Source organism: Paenibacillus sp. FSL W8-0186 (assembly GCF_037969765.1).
GTDB classification, from domain to species: Bacteria; Bacillota; Bacilli; order Paenibacillales; family Paenibacillaceae; genus Fontibacillus; species Fontibacillus woosongensis.
Genome location: NZ_CP150207.1, coordinates 3,615,417 through 3,631,428, shown reverse-complemented (window position 1 = coordinate 3,631,428; position 16,012 = coordinate 3,615,417). Strand labels below are relative to the sequence as shown.

At 46.9% G+C, this 16,012-nt stretch carries 19 protein-coding genes, 3 tRNA genes and 1 pseudogene; 14 read left to right on the top strand and 9 right to left on the bottom strand.

Annotated elements, in window-relative coordinates; translation table 11 throughout:
- Positions 1 to 35: 35 nt before the first annotated feature.
- The 4 genes and pseudogenes from MKX50_RS16465 to MKX50_RS16450 all read left to right on the top strand — a co-directional run.
- On the top strand, positions 36 to 200 hold the full coding sequence (locus tag MKX50_RS16465; RefSeq protein WP_196427109.1) for a hypothetical protein: 165 nt from the start codon (positions 36 to 38) through the stop codon (positions 198 to 200).
- A 69-nt stretch (positions 201 to 269) separates the two neighbouring features.
- Positions 270 to 343, top strand: a tRNA-Met gene (locus MKX50_RS16460).
- A gap of 20 nt (positions 344 to 363) precedes the next feature.
- Positions 364 to 437 (top strand) — tRNA-Ile (locus MKX50_RS16455).
- Between the two features lie 440 nt (positions 438 to 877).
- Positions 878 to 1,399, top strand: a pseudogene (locus MKX50_RS16450) (ATP-binding protein); the annotation flags it as partial.
- A gap of 170 nt (positions 1,400 to 1,569) precedes the next feature.
- On the opposite strand, the gene MKX50_RS16445 reads toward MKX50_RS16450, so the two are convergent.
- The gene (locus tag MKX50_RS16445; RefSeq protein ID WP_339157382.1) at positions 1,570 to 1,866 is read right to left on the bottom strand and encodes a phosphatidylinositol kinase; all 297 of its coding nucleotides are present in this window, start codon (positions 1,864 to 1,866) and stop codon (positions 1,570 to 1,572) included.
- Positions 1,867 to 2,200: 334 nt separating this feature from the next.
- Between MKX50_RS16445 and MKX50_RS16440 the strand changes: the two genes are divergently transcribed.
- Positions 2,201 to 2,467, top strand: a complete 267-nt coding sequence (locus MKX50_RS16440) for a hypothetical protein (protein ID WP_339157381.1) — start codon at positions 2,201 to 2,203, stop codon at positions 2,465 to 2,467.
- Positions 2,468 to 2,485: 18 nt separating this feature from the next.
- On the opposite strand, the gene MKX50_RS16435 is transcribed toward MKX50_RS16440, so the two are convergent.
- The 5 genes from MKX50_RS16435 to MKX50_RS16415 form a co-directional block, all read right to left on the bottom strand.
- Complete coding sequence (locus MKX50_RS16435) at positions 2,486 to 3,046, bottom strand: hypothetical protein (protein ID WP_213590297.1); 561 nt, start codon at positions 3,044 to 3,046, stop codon at positions 2,486 to 2,488.
- A 174-nt stretch (positions 3,047 to 3,220) separates the two neighbouring features.
- Positions 3,221 to 3,385 carry a hypothetical protein gene (locus MKX50_RS16430; protein WP_213590299.1) on the bottom strand — a complete coding sequence of 55 codons (165 nt, stop codon included), beginning with the start codon at positions 3,383 to 3,385 and terminating at the stop codon, positions 3,221 to 3,223.
- Between the two features lie 12 nt (positions 3,386 to 3,397).
- Positions 3,398 to 4,468: a hypothetical protein gene (locus MKX50_RS16425; protein ID WP_339157380.1), complete on the bottom strand. Its 1,071-nt coding sequence runs from the start codon at positions 4,466 to 4,468 to the stop codon at positions 3,398 to 3,400.
- Between the two features lie 84 nt (positions 4,469 to 4,552).
- Entirely contained in the window at positions 4,553 to 4,774 is a 222-nt protein-coding gene (locus MKX50_RS16420) for a DUF2905 domain-containing protein (RefSeq protein ID WP_155610356.1), read from the bottom strand.
- Positions 4,775 to 4,802: 28 nt separating this feature from the next.
- Entirely contained in the window at positions 4,803 to 4,952 is a 150-nt protein-coding gene (locus MKX50_RS16415) for a hypothetical protein (RefSeq protein WP_339157379.1), read from the bottom strand.
- 225 nt (positions 4,953 to 5,177) lie between these two features.
- Here MKX50_RS16415 and MKX50_RS16410 point away from each other — a divergent pair.
- The 7 genes from MKX50_RS16410 to MKX50_RS16380 all read left to right on the top strand — a co-directional run bounded on the left by MKX50_RS16410 (position 5,178) and on the right by MKX50_RS16380 (position 11,644).
- Positions 5,178 to 5,263: transfer RNA gene (locus tag MKX50_RS16410), tRNA-Leu, on the top strand.
- Between the two features lie 399 nt (positions 5,264 to 5,662).
- Positions 5,663 to 6,526, top strand: coding sequence for a hypothetical protein (locus MKX50_RS16405; RefSeq protein WP_213590303.1), 864 nt, complete (start codon positions 5,663 to 5,665; stop codon positions 6,524 to 6,526).
- A gap of 201 nt (positions 6,527 to 6,727) precedes the next feature.
- On the top strand, positions 6,728 to 7,402 hold the full coding sequence (locus tag MKX50_RS16400; protein ID WP_213590699.1) for a uracil-DNA glycosylase: 675 nt from the start codon (positions 6,728 to 6,730) through the stop codon (positions 7,400 to 7,402).
- 126 nt (positions 7,403 to 7,528) lie between these two features.
- Complete coding sequence (locus MKX50_RS16395; RefSeq protein ID WP_213590305.1) at positions 7,529 to 9,757, top strand: hypothetical protein; 2,229 nt, start codon at positions 7,529 to 7,531, stop codon at positions 9,755 to 9,757.
- A gap of 246 nt (positions 9,758 to 10,003) precedes the next feature.
- Positions 10,004 to 10,864, top strand: coding sequence for a ComEC/Rec2 family competence protein (locus tag MKX50_RS16390; protein WP_339157378.1), 861 nt, complete (start codon positions 10,004 to 10,006; stop codon positions 10,862 to 10,864).
- 8 nt (positions 10,865 to 10,872) lie between these two features.
- Positions 10,873 to 11,085: a DUF3006 domain-containing protein gene (locus tag MKX50_RS16385; RefSeq protein WP_213590309.1), complete on the top strand. Its 213-nt coding sequence runs from the start codon at positions 10,873 to 10,875 to the stop codon at positions 11,083 to 11,085.
- 31 nt (positions 11,086 to 11,116) lie between these two features.
- Positions 11,117 to 11,644, top strand: a complete 528-nt coding sequence (locus MKX50_RS16380; protein ID WP_339157377.1) for a DinB family protein — start codon at positions 11,117 to 11,119, stop codon at positions 11,642 to 11,644.
- A 92-nt stretch (positions 11,645 to 11,736) separates the two neighbouring features.
- On the opposite strand, the gene manA is transcribed toward MKX50_RS16380, so the two are convergent.
- Both manA and MKX50_RS16370 read right to left on the bottom strand, forming a co-directional pair.
- Entirely contained in the window at positions 11,737 to 12,684 is a 948-nt protein-coding gene (gene manA / locus MKX50_RS16375; protein WP_213590313.1) for a mannose-6-phosphate isomerase, class I, read from the bottom strand.
- A gap of 31 nt (positions 12,685 to 12,715) precedes the next feature.
- On the bottom strand, positions 12,716 to 13,630 hold the full coding sequence (locus MKX50_RS16370; RefSeq protein ID WP_339160157.1) for an ROK family protein: 915 nt from the start codon (positions 13,628 to 13,630) through the stop codon (positions 12,716 to 12,718).
- Positions 13,631 to 13,742: 112 nt separating this feature from the next.
- On the opposite strand from MKX50_RS16370, the gene MKX50_RS16365 reads away from it, so the two are divergent.
- Positions 13,743 to 14,777, top strand: a complete 1,035-nt coding sequence (locus tag MKX50_RS16365; RefSeq protein ID WP_339157376.1) for a LacI family DNA-binding transcriptional regulator — start codon at positions 13,743 to 13,745, stop codon at positions 14,775 to 14,777.
- Positions 14,778 to 14,861: 84 nt separating this feature from the next.
- Here MKX50_RS16365 and MKX50_RS16360 read toward each other — a convergent pair whose 3' ends face one another.
- Entirely contained in the window at positions 14,862 to 15,479 is a 618-nt protein-coding gene (locus MKX50_RS16360; protein WP_213590317.1) for a superoxide dismutase, read from the bottom strand.
- Between the two features lie 194 nt (positions 15,480 to 15,673).
- On the opposite strand from MKX50_RS16360, the gene MKX50_RS16355 reads away from it, so the two are divergent.
- Complete coding sequence (locus MKX50_RS16355) at positions 15,674 to 15,931, top strand: DUF1450 domain-containing protein (protein ID WP_213590318.1); 258 nt, start codon at positions 15,674 to 15,676, stop codon at positions 15,929 to 15,931.
- Positions 15,932 to 16,012: the final 81 nt, after the last annotated feature.

The window sequence follows — 16,012 nt, the reverse complement described above, 5'->3', positions numbered from 1 at the left end:
TCATCGACAAAATCTTTGAAGGGCAGGAATACCAGATGAAATGGGTGTATTTTAACAAGCTGTACCGAACAAAATTCCAGGCGGGCTGCTTGGCCAAAAGGCTTGTTCAGGACGGCTGGATTTACGGCTTCGATGAGATGAGGGAGGTGGAGATATTCCGTTCGCGGAAGGGGAAATACGGTGTCCGTTTTATTCCTTAATTTTTAAAAAATAATACTTGACGCCTGGCAGGGGTATCGTGTATATTATTAGTTGTCGCTATTTACTGACGCGGGGTGGAGCAGCCCGGTAGCTCGTCGGGCTCATAACCCGAAGGCCGCAGGTTCAAATCCTGCCCCCGCAATTCATCTTTACCCCGTTCCCGGGCCCTTAGCTCAGTTGGTTAGAGCGGTCGGCTCATAACCGACTGGTCGGGGGTTCAAGTCCCTCAGGGCCCATACATAAGAGAAACCCTTGCGAAGCAAGGGTTTTTTGCCGTTTGTAGGGCTGTTAGATGGTAGATTTACTCTTGTAAAAATGAACGGAATTAATGAATTGCTAACGCATTTGCTAACGCTCAATTCAGCACTGGTTCCGATGGTTTTTTAGCTCGGCTTTGATTAGTTATATGACCTCATCTTGCCACCTTAAGGAGAAAAATGGGAGTAGCGTCTGTTAAACATAGCTGGTAGGCTTCTTGAAAATCCCGGCGTTTAAGTTACCGACAACAGTCGGGGTATTAACCGATACGTGAGCAGAGAGTTGAATGAATTTTGACTATAACTTGAAGATAAGTTGAGCGCGATGTGGCGGGTTTTCCGTTATAGGATGTAAACATAGCAAAAGGCGGGAATGACAAGCACGGCTTGCATGAATGCGGCGATGAACCAGGGCGTACCTTGATGATTTGTTTGAATATACCCGACTTACTTCGATCGAAACCCGCTTGGATCTAAAGAAGATCGATGTATTCCAACTCCTCAATCAATTGCTTTTTGAATTCGAACCGATCGCTCAAGAGAACGGTATCTATATCGTAAAGGAGATAGGTAACTCTCCTGTTGTAATCCTCATTGACAGTGAAAAGATTGCCAGAGCAATTGATAATCTGCTGATGAACGCGCTTAAGTACTCAGTAAAACCGGGAACCGTTCGTATATTAATGAATTCGAATCATAAGCAAATTAATATTGAGATCGAAAATGAAGCAATTTCCTTGACGCAGGAACAACAAAACAAACTTTTCGATCGTTATTATAAAGTTGATTATTCGCGAAGCAGCGAAGGCATTCAAACAGGGGCCGGTCTTGGTCTTTCTATTGCCAGAAACATTGTAGAATTACACGGAGGAACTTTAATCCTCAATTATATAAACAACATATTTAGATTACTCTTACTTTGCCTCTTGATGGAACTGTGACTAACTACACGAATTGGGGCCCTGGCCCTGAAGGAAGTTAATAAAATTTCTGTTCTAATGTGTTTTCGCTCGACCCCCCATTATTTTTCAATTTAAATAGAAGAAAACCGCTGCCTAACGGGCAGCGGAGCAGCTGACAATTACAGCGTGTTACCATACCAACGGTTAAATCAGATGAAAAAAGGGAGCAGGAATAAGTTCCGAATGCCATAGAAGGGAAAACGGCGATAGAAAAACCGGCGTCTTGGGAAAAAGCCAGGGAAAAAACCAAACTGTCTGTAGGTTGCCTCATTCGCTGGTAATCCGTCTAAGCGCTGGATCATTTCATTGCTAGGAACCGCTAGAGTCACATAGTTCTGATCTACATGGGCGATAAAACCATCGTATGCATGACCGTCGGCCGTTTCAATCCCGACATATTTATTCATGCAGCTCCAACAGATTTGCTGATACTCATTTGCGTTCATAAACGTACCTCCTAAGGTTAATGTACCTGACATTAGTCTATGGACTTTAACCCAGAGTGGCACGGCATTAGCCTATATTAGCCTGTAATAAAAGGAGAGGATACTCATAAAGGCAATAACGATCATCCAGCCTTGGGCGACATTTCTAGCCCTTGAGGAGAAGCGTTTTGAAACACGCAGCTGAGCAACGAGGCATCGCGGACCAATCGCGATCCACGCCGGGAAGAAAGTCGATAAAAGGATCTGCCGGGAGGAACCTTTTTGCAGTATTCTGGCGAAGCATGGCTATACAGCGGACAATCTTCCGACAGGGGCGGTTATTGCCCTAGCGAATTTGCAGAGCTGTTATGCCGTAACCAGACCGTTTGGAGAAAAAGGGGATGTATGGCTTGAGACAGAGGGAAAGTTAGTCATATGGGATGCCCCAAGGCTTGTGGCGCTTGCGGCGCACAAGGGGCATGAATATGCCTTCGGGGATTACGGCCATGGCCGTTATGCTTGGGAAATGACGGATGTACGGCTGCTAGAGGAGCCCGTACCGGCAAAGGGGATGCAGGGCTTGTGGAATTGGGAAGAGCAGGCGGAGCAACCGTGTGAATAACCAATGTTCACGCCATGATCATTTGGTCTTGGATGCCAGCATTTGATCGACCAAATCGCTCATTCCTTGCCAGTTGTCTTTAAGCTGGTATTGATGCTGTATATGCGCATTCCATGGGCGAGGGATCAGGATTGTTTCCTTGCCGGCTTCGCTTGCGGCGATAATGTTATGAGGGCCGTCATCAATCAGCAGATCAAAGCCAACCAAATACTTCCGCTTCGCTACAAAAAAGTTCTCAAAAGGAATGAAGGGAAGGTGCTTCTGCATCCAGTTCCATTTCTCGGGAACGGAGGAAGGGCGGGCCGCAGTAATGACAATGATATCGTATTTTTCGGTCATTTTGCGTATTTCTTCGATTGTATATTCGTCAAAGATATCCAGTTCCTCGTAAAGCCCGGGTCTGCCGAAAAAGGCTTCCTCCGTGCATTCTGGGTGCCAGATGCCGCTTAGGTCAAAGCTGGTAACCTGCTCCATCATCAATTGAAGTCCGGGATACTGCATATTATGATAATAAAGCGCTTTGGGTATTAAATGACAGATGGTGTCGTCCATGTCAATGGCTACAATTTTTTTTCTCATGTTCATGTTGTTCTCCTAGCAGTAGATATAATGGTTTAGTAAGATTGTAACGGACATTAGGGCGGTTGGCAATTTGGCATAGTAGGGCAGGAAGCTCAGACCAATTGCAGCCTTTATTCTTGTCATTTCTGAGAAAAGGGTAAAAGAGAGAAGTGAACTGTTCGCAAAGGGAGGCTATTCACTCTTTTTCTTCCATATTAAACTGAGAGAGACGCCTAATGATATGCCAATGGCGATTCCGACGGCGAGATTATCCATGGCCAGGCCAACGCAGACACCAACAGCGACTCCCACCGCTAATCCGGTTCCAGAGAACTGTTCTATGTTTCCTTTGCTCATATGAGAGCCTCCTTATTTTACTTCTTTCAATACGGCAGCGGCAATAAATGTGGCGTATGTAATGCCGCCAGCTGTGTTGTTATAAGAAAAGTTAACCGTAGGAACACCCACCACAAGTGCTTGATCGTCTTTGAGCAAGTCCTTCGCCGTACCTGGATACCAGATGTAGATGACATTATTATATTTATCGTAAATTACGGCTATAGTGATCGTATTATCATCTAATACCATTTCATCAATTTTTAATACGGTTCCTTGGATCTTAACGAAGGTGTCTAAATAGTCATTGATGTTTTTGTCCAAATGCCTGGTCGTCACTTTAGGGTTCAATAAACGCTTGACCTCGTCTATGGATTCCTGGGAGTCTGCAGGGAAAAGTTGCTTTGTGCGATCCAGAAACTCATAGGATGCCGGAGTTAATTCTTTATTCGTAAAGACCGGAACAACCTCAACCATTCTATCAGCGATACTATCGTTTGATCTCGCTCTATTTTGCTCCTGTCCGAGAAGCAGCTCTACTGAATCGATAATTTGCTTTGTTTGCTCTATACCGTATTTTTCATAGAGAGGCTGAAAATAGGTTATATTCAGGTAAAATATATACTTCTCGGTTGGGATTGCGTACTGTACCATCGTGAATTCTTCACCATTGCTTTCAAATTTCCCCGTAAAGATCCCGCCGATATAATTTTTGTATTGTTTTTCGGTATATCCGGTCTTTTTGAAATTTTCAATGTTGGTTTTAAAAGACTCGATGAGAGCATCGCTAGCTGATTTAACATCTACTAACCTGTCGGTAGGGGAAATAAAGGCTTGCGCAAGAATATTGTATTTAGAATCGTTCGGATCTGGAAAGGCAAAAGAAACTACGTGTTCAATATTATCACCTATATCTATGTCTTCATTTCTTTCCCATGAAGAGGGATAAGAAAAGGAGTAAGCCTCACCTTGGTATGTAGTGAAATTTGTTACACGCTTGCTCGCCTGAACACTTGGTTCAGACTCTGGATGCTTAGAATAAGGCCTGCTGCCGCATGCGGTTAGCAGTGAGATGATAGCAAAAATAATAGCAATTTTTTTCATTAGCTGAAGGCTCCTGACACATCCCCATAGGCTGAGGAACTTGCTGTGGGTCGTCATGAATTAATACAAATGGGATGGCTCAGATCATTTCATGAACCACCGGACGATATAGCTGATCAATGACAATACGACGCTGATCAGAATGCAGGTCACGATGGGGAAATAAAATTTAACATTCCCTTTATCAATCATGATATCACCTGGCAAACGTCCGAGATGGATAAACCTGCCCAGAAAAGACCAGAGCAAGCCCGCGATAATGAGGACTGCCCCGGCGATGATTAATATTTTTGGCATGTTGTTCATTGGAGTTCCCTCCTCTATAAAGCAATGATTATCGGTTCTCTGACTTTTCGTATGCGATTAAGGCAACCTCATTCCCGGTTGCTTCAGCTATAGCCGCCTCGGCTTCTTTGATAATTGCGACGGCTTGCTTCTGATCGTTTAACGGCGCAATTTGGTAAGTGTCTGTCGTGATATTCACATGCATGACCTCCTGTCGTAATGGAATACATCATGTAGTGTATCCAGACAAACCGACTTGATGTAAAGGGCATGAATTACCTATCTTTAACCTACCAAAAAAATCTGCAAAAGGCCATCGGGCGATATTTTTTACATTTGGGCTTGAAACTCCGTCGAATATCATGTTATAATCAATAACGCAGGAATTTTTTCGACATTGATTTTGAACTGGCATATTATTTATGCCGGGGTGGCGGAATTGGCAGACGCACAGGACTTAAAATCCTGCGGTAGGTGACTACCGTACCGGTTCGATCCCGGTCCTCGGCATCCTTGATTAAAACCATGATTTAGAGGTTTTTTATGTGATAGCGAAACGCACAGAATCACAAAGATGAACGTCTCTCCGTTAAATATGGAGGAGGCGTTTTTTTCATGACAAGAATACTTGAGATTGACGATCAAAAGCTGAACGTGATAAATGGACAGATGTTCTAGAGGAGCACATCGAAATTAGGCGCGATAGGTCGACTTTCTACTTTGCGCGATGATGGAACTATTATTACGCTGAGATTGGCCACCCTGATCACGGTACTAGGATAAGGAGTTTCGGGCGTTATAAGCGGAGTAGAACGAAGTTCCTTGATATACTACTTAGGAACTGTGTCCAAGGGCTTTTTTATTTTTTCTAGGAATGGTATGATTTAGGTAATTTGGAGGGGGTAAAAAATGAGGAGAGTTAGCATACTTATATTGGCGCTATCCGTACTGTTGATATTTTCTGGATGCGGACAACCTGCTCGTACTAACAAAGGAAATGAAGCAGATCAAGCATTGAACGTTACGTCTAATGATTTATCTGAATCAATTATGGAATCAAATAAAGAAATTGAAAAGGAGGAAGTTCCAGAGCCTTTACGACTCGCCAGTGAGCAATTAGTTTCAGGAAATGTGGATCGCGCCAAGACGTACCTAGAATTAACTATAAATGATTTTAAAGGAACAGACGCAGAGTTTACGGCGGTAGTAATTAAATCTATAATTCTTGCATCAGAATCTCGAAGTTATACATATTTGCAAAGTTCACTGGGGAAAGGTATTGATAATTTAGCGATTTCACTAGTTGAAAAAAACGATTTTGATAGACTTGAAACTACCTATACTGAGTCTGCCCGTACTAAGGATGAATTATTAATTGAACTTGAGGGCACTGTCAAATACATATTTGATAACTACAAGGAACATTTAAATGATGAGTTGCAGGGGCTGAAGTTTGAATCGAAAGTGGTCTCATCACCTAGTGATTTGTCCTTTTTTGAAGATGTAGGTTATCCAGTCCCTACGGAGTCACAGATGAACGATACGCGGGTTTACGCTTTTGAGCAACTGTTAAGTAGAAATCTAAATGAAGTTATTTCTGTGAATAAAATAAATTATATTAATCTTTTTTATCTAGCAGGACTGAGTCTTATAGGATTGGAAGAATCAGAGGTGCTTGAATCTGTAATGAATGAAGTATTAACATTAACGGAAAATGATAAGTATAACGAAAAAAGAATTGACGTCCAAGAATTTTTGAATAGTAAGAAATAAGATAATAGCATGGATTGGATAGTATTAAAGCACGTGATAAGAGAGATGAAGAAAACAGACAATAAATCGCACAGCTCTCGCGAAAGCGAAGGTTGTGCGATTTTTTTGTCGGTTCCGCTCAGGGGATTTCTGCTAAAATGAGTTTAGGAATAGTATATAATGCTAGAAGCTTGGAAAGGGAGAGGCAACATGAGTAAGGAGATATTCGGCAACGATTGGGACCAGGTGCTTGCAGCGGAGATGGACAAGCCGTATTTCCATGAGCTGATGGATTGGCTGGATCAGGAGTACAGGGAGCATACGGTATTCCCGCCGCGGCCGTATTTGTTCCAGGCCTTGAAGCTGACGGGCTACAGCCAGACACGGGCGGTGATTCTGGGGCAGGATCCATATCATGGCGCAGGCCAAGCCCATGGCTTAAGCTTCTCTGTGCTGCCTGGGGTAAAGATTCCGCCATCGCTGCGGAACATCTATAAGGAGCTGTCCAGCGATCTTGGAATTCCTGTTCCTTCTGAAGGCACTTTGACTTCATGGGCCGAAGAGGGTGTGCTGCTGTTGAACACGGTGCTGACCGTACGCGAAGGGCTGGCCGGCTCCCATCAGGGCAAGGGCTGGGAGAAGTTTACGGATGCGGTCGTAGCAGCGTTAAATGAAAGGGAAGAGCCTGTGGTTTTCATTTTATGGGGAAGCCATGCCCAGAAAAAAGGAGCGCAAATCAATACGGATCGCCATCTTGTCATTGAATCGGCCCATCCGAGTCCTTTGGCGGCGAGACGGGGCTTTTTTGGAAGCCGTCCTTTTTCCCGGACTAATGCTTTTTTGAAAGCGCAAGGCGAACAACCGATCGATTGGAACGTAATTCATAGCCATAAATGATAGGAAGTAGGACAAACGAATTATTTTTGCGGAAAAAGGTTACGAAATTAATCCTATATGTCGATATAATTTCAGTAGAGCTGGATTGAATTTCCGGCTATAAATGACAACAAAGGAGAGAAATGGATGATTCCGAACAGGAAAATGACGAAGTGGCTCCTGACCATGGTGCTGCTCATTGCCGCTGTATTCCCGACTAGCGTCTTTGCTGCCTCCGGCGATGTCTTATCGATTGATATTGAAGGCTCCGGTGCAACGCTAGAACTTACGGTTGGCAAAGGAACGAAGCAATTGAAGGTATGGGCGACGGTCGAGGGCTCCTCGGTCAAAAAGGACATTACCCGTGCCGTCAGCTGGTCATCGGATCAGCCGGATACCATTAAAGTAGACAATGGTCTTCTAACGCCGCTAAAGAGCGGAACTGCTACAATTACCGCTGTCTATAACGATTCCGCGGTAGATACGATTACCGTCAAAGCGGTGGATACATACAAGGATTTGACTTTGGAGTATTCGCTGAATGGTAAATATAAGCTTGGAGCGGATGAAGCGGATCTGAATGTTAAAGCCCAGGCCGTCGTTGAGAACACGAACGGTACGCTGGCTGACGTAACTCAAGATGCGCAGTGGACTTCTTCCAATACGTCCGTGCTCACGATCGATAAAGGTAAAATTAAGCTTGTTGCAGAAGGTAAAGCGACGATTACGGCCAAATATTCCGGATTGACGGCTTCTTTCGAGGCCACAGTCTCTTCCCCGTACTCGGAACTGAATCTCGTATATGCAAGCAATGATGAAAAGGCAGAGGATATCGAACTGCTTGTCGGCGATAGTGGGATTGAGGTGAAAGCCACTTCCACTTTGTCGAGCAGCCAATCGACAGTGGATGTATCCGACAAAGCTGAATGGTCTACATCCGACAAGAGCATCGCTACCGTTGAGGATGGCAAGATCAAACCAGTAGCCATCGGTAAAGCGACGATTACAGCCGAATATCTCGGAGCCAAGGGTCAAGTGGACGTCTATGTACGTACACCGTATGAAGTGATCATCCTTAACCCTTCGTCCGAGCAATTCCTGTTCATCGGCGAGCAGCTGGAGGCAAAGGCAGAGGTTAGAAGCGGGGCCAATTCGACGGATGATGTTACCGCTGCAGCTGAGTGGACATCCTCCAACCCTCTGGCTGTAACGGTGGATAAAGGAATTATTTCTCCAAAAGCAGTCGGAACATCCACAATCAAAGTCAGCTATCGTGGCGTAAACAGAACTATGAATGTGACGGTTCAACCGACCATTACGAAGCTTGAGGCGGACAAAAGCGAGCTGGAATTACTCAAGAATGAATCGCTGAACGTACCGAAAATCAAAGCAACCAAGCTGGATGATACAGAATTAGATTTCAGCAAGGAAGTGATTTGGTCCTCCAGCAATGAGGATATCGTCAAAATCGAGGATGGCAAAATCGTGGCGAAGGATGCGGGCAAGGTAATAATTACGGCGAAGCTTCCAGAATCCAAGGTTACAGCCGGATCGGCCCACTCCATTCGCAACAGTTCGGTTGAGGTGGAAGTGACGGTCAAGGAAAAGGTTCTGGCGCTGATCAGCGAGGAAGAGAAGCTGAACCTGGTCGTTGGCGAGGAAAGCCCGTTCCCTAAAGTAGCTGTCGTATATGAGGACGGAAATGAAGAGGCAGATATCGCCAGCGAAATTACTTGGACGATTTCGAACAGCAATGCGGTGATCAAAGATTCCGCAAACGGCAAAACGATCAAAGGCCTGATCAAAGGATCGGCGACTTTAAAAGGAACGTACTCGAACAAGACGATCAGCATCCCGATGACAGTCGAGCAAAAAATTACGAAGGTTGTCGTAGAGCCGGTGAATATCGAACTTAACCTGAAGAAATCCAAGTCGATCAAAGTAACCGGCTATTATTCGAACGGCCAGAAAGTAACGCTGTCCACGAAAATGAACTGGCAATCCTCCAATACGGACGTAGCCACAATCAGTTCCTCGTCCGTCAAGGCGGTTGGCGAAGGCTCGGCTACATTGAGCGGATCTTATCAGGGTCATAACGTCAGCGTCAACGTGAAGGTTGTTCCTAAGCTGACCAAGCTGACCGTAGACGAGAAGAAGCTAGCATTAGCTCCTGGAGGAATCAAATCGGTTGTCGTAAAGGCCGAATATGATACCGGTGCGACGGCGATTGTAACCGGCAGCGCAGAATGGACCAGCTCCAAACCGTCCGTAGCTAAAGTGACTGGGGGCAAAATCGAGGCGGTAGGCAAAGGCACGGCGTCGATCAAAGGAAAGTTCGGCGGCAAGACGGTTACCATTTCAGTAACAGTGAAATAATAAGACTCATTTATCCCGTATTCTCCAATTCTAAAAGCACTTCAGCGATTTGGCTGAAGTGCTTTTGCATTATTTTCGCAGATAAAGGTTACAAGCTAATGGTTGATTCTGGCTGGAGCATTTAATATAATAAGTGGAACAAATGTTCTAATTGTTTCGTTGTCATGGCGCAAGGTTAGAGCAACTAGAAAAGGACAATGATCATCCATGAAGAAGTGTCGTTCGATTTTTAAATTTCAGTTAAGAATGTTCGTAAGTATTTTGGCTGTCGTGCTGATGTTATCTGGCTGTGCTCTGGAATTAGAACTAGGGAGTCCTGCCGATACAAGCAGCGGCTCCAGGCAGAATGAGGGCCGTCTGCGGGTTATTTTTCTCGATGTAGGTCAAGGGGCATCCCAATTGCTGATCAGCCCTTCGGGGAAGACGATGCTGATCGATGCAGGGAATAATGACCGAGAGCAGGCGATGCTTGATTATTTAAAGGAGTACGGCGTTAACCGCTTGGACATCGTGATCGGCACGCATCCGGATGCAGATCATATCGGCGGATTGGACCGGGTGATCGACCATGTTGATATCGGGGAAATTTATATGCCGAAGATTCAAGCAAATACGAAGACGTTTGAGTCCTTGCTGCTCTCGATTAAGAATAAGGGCCTGAAGGTCAAGACGGCGAAGGCGGGGCTTGTGCTTGAGTGGGATGAAGACGTTCAGGTGACCATGGTTGCCCCCGTCCAAACCTATGATGACAAGAACAATATGAGCGCCGTAGTCAAAGTGGTGTACGGCAATACATCCTACTTGCTGACCGGCGATGCCGAGCGTCAGAGCGAGAAGGATATGATCGAATCCGGGGCGGATTTGCAGGCCGACGTAATGCTGATAGGACATCATGGCTCGAAATCTTCTACTACGTTAAGCTTCTTGAAGAAGGTAGCTCCGCAATATGGGGTGATCCAGGTTGGGGAGAACAATTATGGGCATCCTACATCGACCGTGTTAGATAGGCTAAGTAAGCAGGGGATTGAAGTATACCGCAATGACCTGCATGGCACCGTGGAAATTGCTTCAGACGGTCATACATACCGAATCACGACCGAGAGGTGAGTGGAACGATGGTTGGGATCATTGAAGGCTTTGAAGGTGAGTATTGTATTATAGAGGTAGATGGCCAGACAAGGGACGTGCCTCGCGAGCTGGTAGGCGCCGGCGTAAAGACCGGAGATGTCGTGGAATGGGACGGAGCCCGGTGGAATGCAAACGCCGAGAAGACAAAGCAAAGAAGCGAGTATGTGAAGTCTTTGATGGATGACGTATGGGATGATTAAGCGATCTATATCTATGTTTGGGGGATGAGTTATGACGTTGTCTAAACCACAGTCAGGAGAGTATCTGGAGCATTTCGAGGAATATATTCGTGAAGTGCCCGAAGGAGAGTTAATTTCTCTGCTTGAGCTTCAGCCGGAGGAAGCAATGCTGAAGCTGGGAACACTTTCGGACGAAGCCGGTAATTACAAGTATGCGGAAGGCAAATGGAGCCTGAAGGAAGTGCTGGGGCATATAACGGATACGGAGCGCGTCATGAGCTATCGGCTGCTGCGGATTGCCAGGGGAGATAAGACGCCGCTGCCGGGCTTTAACGAGGAGCTGTTTGTGAGCCATGCCAATTTTGAACGGCTGTCGATCCAGCAGTTGTTGAAGGATTTTACGACGGTCAGGAAAGCGACTTTGTCGCTTATCCGGCAGTTGGATGATGAAGCTTGGCAGCGGGTCGGAACCGCAAGCGGGGGACCTGTATCCAGCAGGGCGCTTGCTTATATTATCGCCGGTCATGCGATTCATCATTTCCGCATCATTCGCGAACGGTATTTAATCGGACATATGTAAACGAAACGGGCTGACTTCGAAGTTAGATGCTTCTAACTAGAGTCAGCCCGTTTTTGATTCGGCGTTAGGACTTGTGTGGTTTTGCTATTCTGTTATTCCGAGGACACGATCAAATTCATCGAACCGTTCAATTCATACGGGCCGAAGGAGACAGGGAGAATAAAGTGGTCGCCCTTGTTTAGCGGGTATTGATTGTCTCCGGTAGTCAACTGTCCTTGTCCTTCAATTACGCTGCAAAGCATGTATTTCTTGCCAGCTTCCAGATGGGCCTGGCCATCGAGATCCCATTTTTGTACGGTGAAGAAATCGTTTGATACAAAGGAGGTGACAGTAAGTCCTTCTTGCGTAAATGTATCATAGGTCTCCTTCTTGTACGACTGGGGAATCGTGGTGACGTCAATGGCCTTGTCCAAATGAAGCTCCCGGGTATTTCCGTCCTTGTCTTTACGATCATAATCGTAAACACGATAGGTAGTGTCTGAGCTCTGCTGCGTCTCAAGCACAACGATTCCTTTGCCGAGTGCATGAATCGTCCCGCTAGGCACGTAGAAGAAATCGCCGGGATGAACCGGAACCTTGGTAAGAAGCCCCTCCCAATTTCCTTCCTCGATCCACTGCACGAGCTGCTCCTTGGATTTGGCCTCATGGCCATAAATGATCTCTGCGCCCGGCTCGGCGTCAATGATATACCAGCACTCCGTCTTGCCCAGCTCGCCGTTCTCATGCTCTCCAGCATACTCATCGTCCGGATGAACCTGAACGGAGAGGTCGTCGGAAGCGTCCAAAATCTTGGTCAGCAAAGGGAATACCGGTGATTCCGATTGAAATAATTCCGGATGGGACGACCATAGCTCCCCAAGGGTCAGTCCCTGGTAGGGCCCGGCTTTGACAACGCTTTGTCCGTTGGGGTGAGCCGATACCGCCCAGCACTCTCCGGTCTTCGCATAAGGTATATCGTAGCCGAATAGCTCTGCCAGCTTGCTTCCGCCCCAAATGCGCTCTTGAAATACAGGTTTTAGAAAAATAGGCTGTTGATTCATAGAGATGTTATCTTCCCTTCTTATCGCGTGATTAATATTTCATATGGATCAATGCAGCAGCGCCGATGAGTCCTGCATCCTGGCTTAATGCGGCAGGGACAATCGGGGTGCTCTGTCCCGACGGATTTAAGGCGCATCTGCTGACATAATCCTGCACGGAGCTAAACAGTGGCTTACCGACCTGCGAGACGCCGCCGCCGATAACCACCTTTTCCGGATCGAAGGTGTTGATCAGTGTGACGCAGCCGATGCCGATGTAGCGAAACACTTGATCGATCAGCGTCTTCATGCCGGGATGCCCTTCCTGAGCGAGATCGAACGCCTCTTTGGAGCTGACGTCCCTGCCAAGCAGCCGGGAAGCTTGTCTGGCGATAGCTGTACCGGAAGCGACGAACTCCCAGCAGCCCTGCTGGCCGCATACGCAGTCCCCGGCGGATGGGTCAATGACCAGATGCCCTACGTCGCCAGCGTTGCCGGTCGAGCCCGTAATCAGCTTGCCGTGCGAGAATATGCCGGCACCGATGCCGGTACTGATCGTTATGAAGATGAAATGGTCGGCGTCCCGCGCGGCTCCCTGCCATTTCTCAGCCAGTGCAGCGGCCGTGGCGTCATTCTCGAATGCAATCGGAAGCACAAAATGCCGCTTCAAGGATTCAAGCAAAGGGAAGCCATGCCAAGCCGGCATATTGGGCGGCTTGACGATATGGCCCGTCTTCGTATTCAAAGGGCCGGGAGCCCCGACTCCAATGCCTTCAATTTGGGCTTCGTTCAGGCTCTGTTCCGCAAGCAGCTGCTTGGCGGCATCGGCTATACGGCTGACCATCACGTGCGGATCAACCGTTAGATCTGTAGGCAGGGAGGTCTTGGCGCAAACCTTTCCATCCGAATCGATGATCCCGATCGCCGTCTTGGTACCGCCGATATCGATGCCTATCGCGTATTTCACTTCCAAGTCGAATACCTCCTGTATTCTATGTTAACTTTACAAACTTGACAAAATCAATTTTTGTAAAGTATATTTAGGTTAAGTTTATCATGTTTTGAGAGGGTTGAAAAGAATGGCCCGTAAAAAGAAAATATCTATGCAGGATATTGCCGACAAGCTGGAAATTTCCAAAAATGCCGTATCGCTGGCCCTGACCAACAAGAAGGGGGTAAGCGAGGAATTGCGCAGCCGTATTATGCATACAGCCAAGGAAATGGGATATGGCTCTTATGCCGTCAGCGGCAGCGAACAATCCAATATTCTCGTACTTGTGCCAGAGCGGATTATGAGCTACCAGGACAACGACCATTTTCAATTTTATCACGACATGATTTGGGGGCTCGAGAAGAGCATTCGCAGCAAAGGCTTCAACGCCGTCATCGCGCCGATTGACCGCGAATCCGAGCAGCGTCTTAAGCTGCCGCGCCTGTTCACGGATATTTCTTATCGAGGCGTTATATTATTTGGAATTACGAGCTTAGAATATGCGCGTCTTGTCTGGGAGCAGCAGGTTCGGCTTGTCATGATGGATTCTTATCATCGGGATCTGCCTTGTCCGGCTGTCACCTCGGCGAATATGGAGGGGGCATATGAAGCGGTCTCCTATCTCATGGAGTGCGGACATGACGAAATCGGATTCATCGGCCCCGTCAATTTGACGACAAGCCATGAAGAGCGCTGGCTGGGGTACTGGAGGGCAATGCAGCGCGGAGGACTGAAGATAAGGGGAGAGTATTGCCTGACATCATCGGAAGGCTATGATTATACGGAAGAGGAAATCTCCTCCTTCCTGTCTGGACTGACCGAGCTGCCAAGCGCATTTTTCTGCGGGAACGACCGAATTGCCTATATTTTGGCCGAGGTGCTTCAGAAACGGAACATTGCCGTACCTGGGGACATTTCGATTGCGGGTTATGATGATCTCCAGTATGACAGCAGCTCGGGCGTGAATATGACAACGGTACGCGTAGAAAAGGAGCGAATGTGCGATGCTGCTGCAGAGCTGCTGCTATCACTGTCTGAACCTTCCCGGGAAGCAGTCCGCTGGAGTATCGCGCCAACGCTGATCGTCCGCGAATCCGTAAAGAGGAAGCAGGGCGTGCGTTAAATTAAATGAATATACATCCACCAACCCATAAAAAGACGGACATCCCGGTGAAGAGATGTCCGTCTTGTGTTTGCATTAACTCAATTATTTGTTAAGAGCCGCTTCATAACGTTTCTCAACTTCAGACCAGTTGATGACGTTGAAGAAAGCTGCGATGTAGTCAGGGCGTTTGTTTTGGTATTTCAGGTAGTAAGCATGCTCCCAAACGTCCAGACCGAGGATTGGAGTTTTGCCTTCCATGATTGGGGAATCCTGATTAGGCAGGCTGTATACGGTCAACTTGCCGTCTTTGTCTACCGCAAGGAATGCCCAGCCGCTGCCGAAACGAGTCGTAGCTGCTTTCGTGAAATCTTCCTTGAACTTGTCGAAGCCGCCAAGCTCGTTGTTGATTGCGTCAGCAAGCTTGCCGGAAGGCTGTCCGCCGCCGTTTGGTCCGATCGTTTCCCAGAACAGGGAGTGGTTGGCGTGTCCGCCGCCGTTGTTCCGAACCGCTGTGCGGATGCTCTCAGGAACGCTGTCCAGATCGGCGATCAGATCTTCCAGAGATTTGGATTGAAGCTCAGGAGCGGACTCCAGCGCCGCGTTCAGGTTCGTTACATAAGTATTGTGATGGCGATCATGGTGGATCATCATCGTCTGTTCGTCGATATGTGGTTCAAGTGCGTTATTCGGGTAAGGTAGAGCAGGTAATTGGTGTGCCATAATTTAAATCATCCTCTCTAGTGTATATGTAGTGCCCTTTATTTCTCACAATGATCATTATAAATATTTACGGACACTTAGTCAACTTATATGTATGTTAAGTATATTAAATGGGTAGTTTGTATTGACAAATGGTAGGACGTTTATCATAATAATTGAACTGTAACGATAACGTATATTTGAGGTGACATGTGGTGGGCTTGGGAATCGTCGTTGTAGAAGTATGCGATAGCAATCTGCTCAGCTCGGTAGAGCTGGAGCAGCTGGAAGAAGAATATCCCGAGATAGCCGTTCTCCGCCTCGACTGCCTCAATTTGTGCGGCCTGTGCAAGCTAAGGCCCTATGCGATGGTCAATGGCAAGCGGGTATTTGCCAAGACGGTCGAAGAGTGCGTGCAGCTAATCCGGCAGACGATTGAGGAGGAGCTTCGAGCTTTTGATGATATAGAGTGATATTCCCTGTTTAATCATACCCAATTTCAGGCAAAATAAAACCTTCGGCGCTGACAATCGGCGGATCCGAAGGTTTTTATA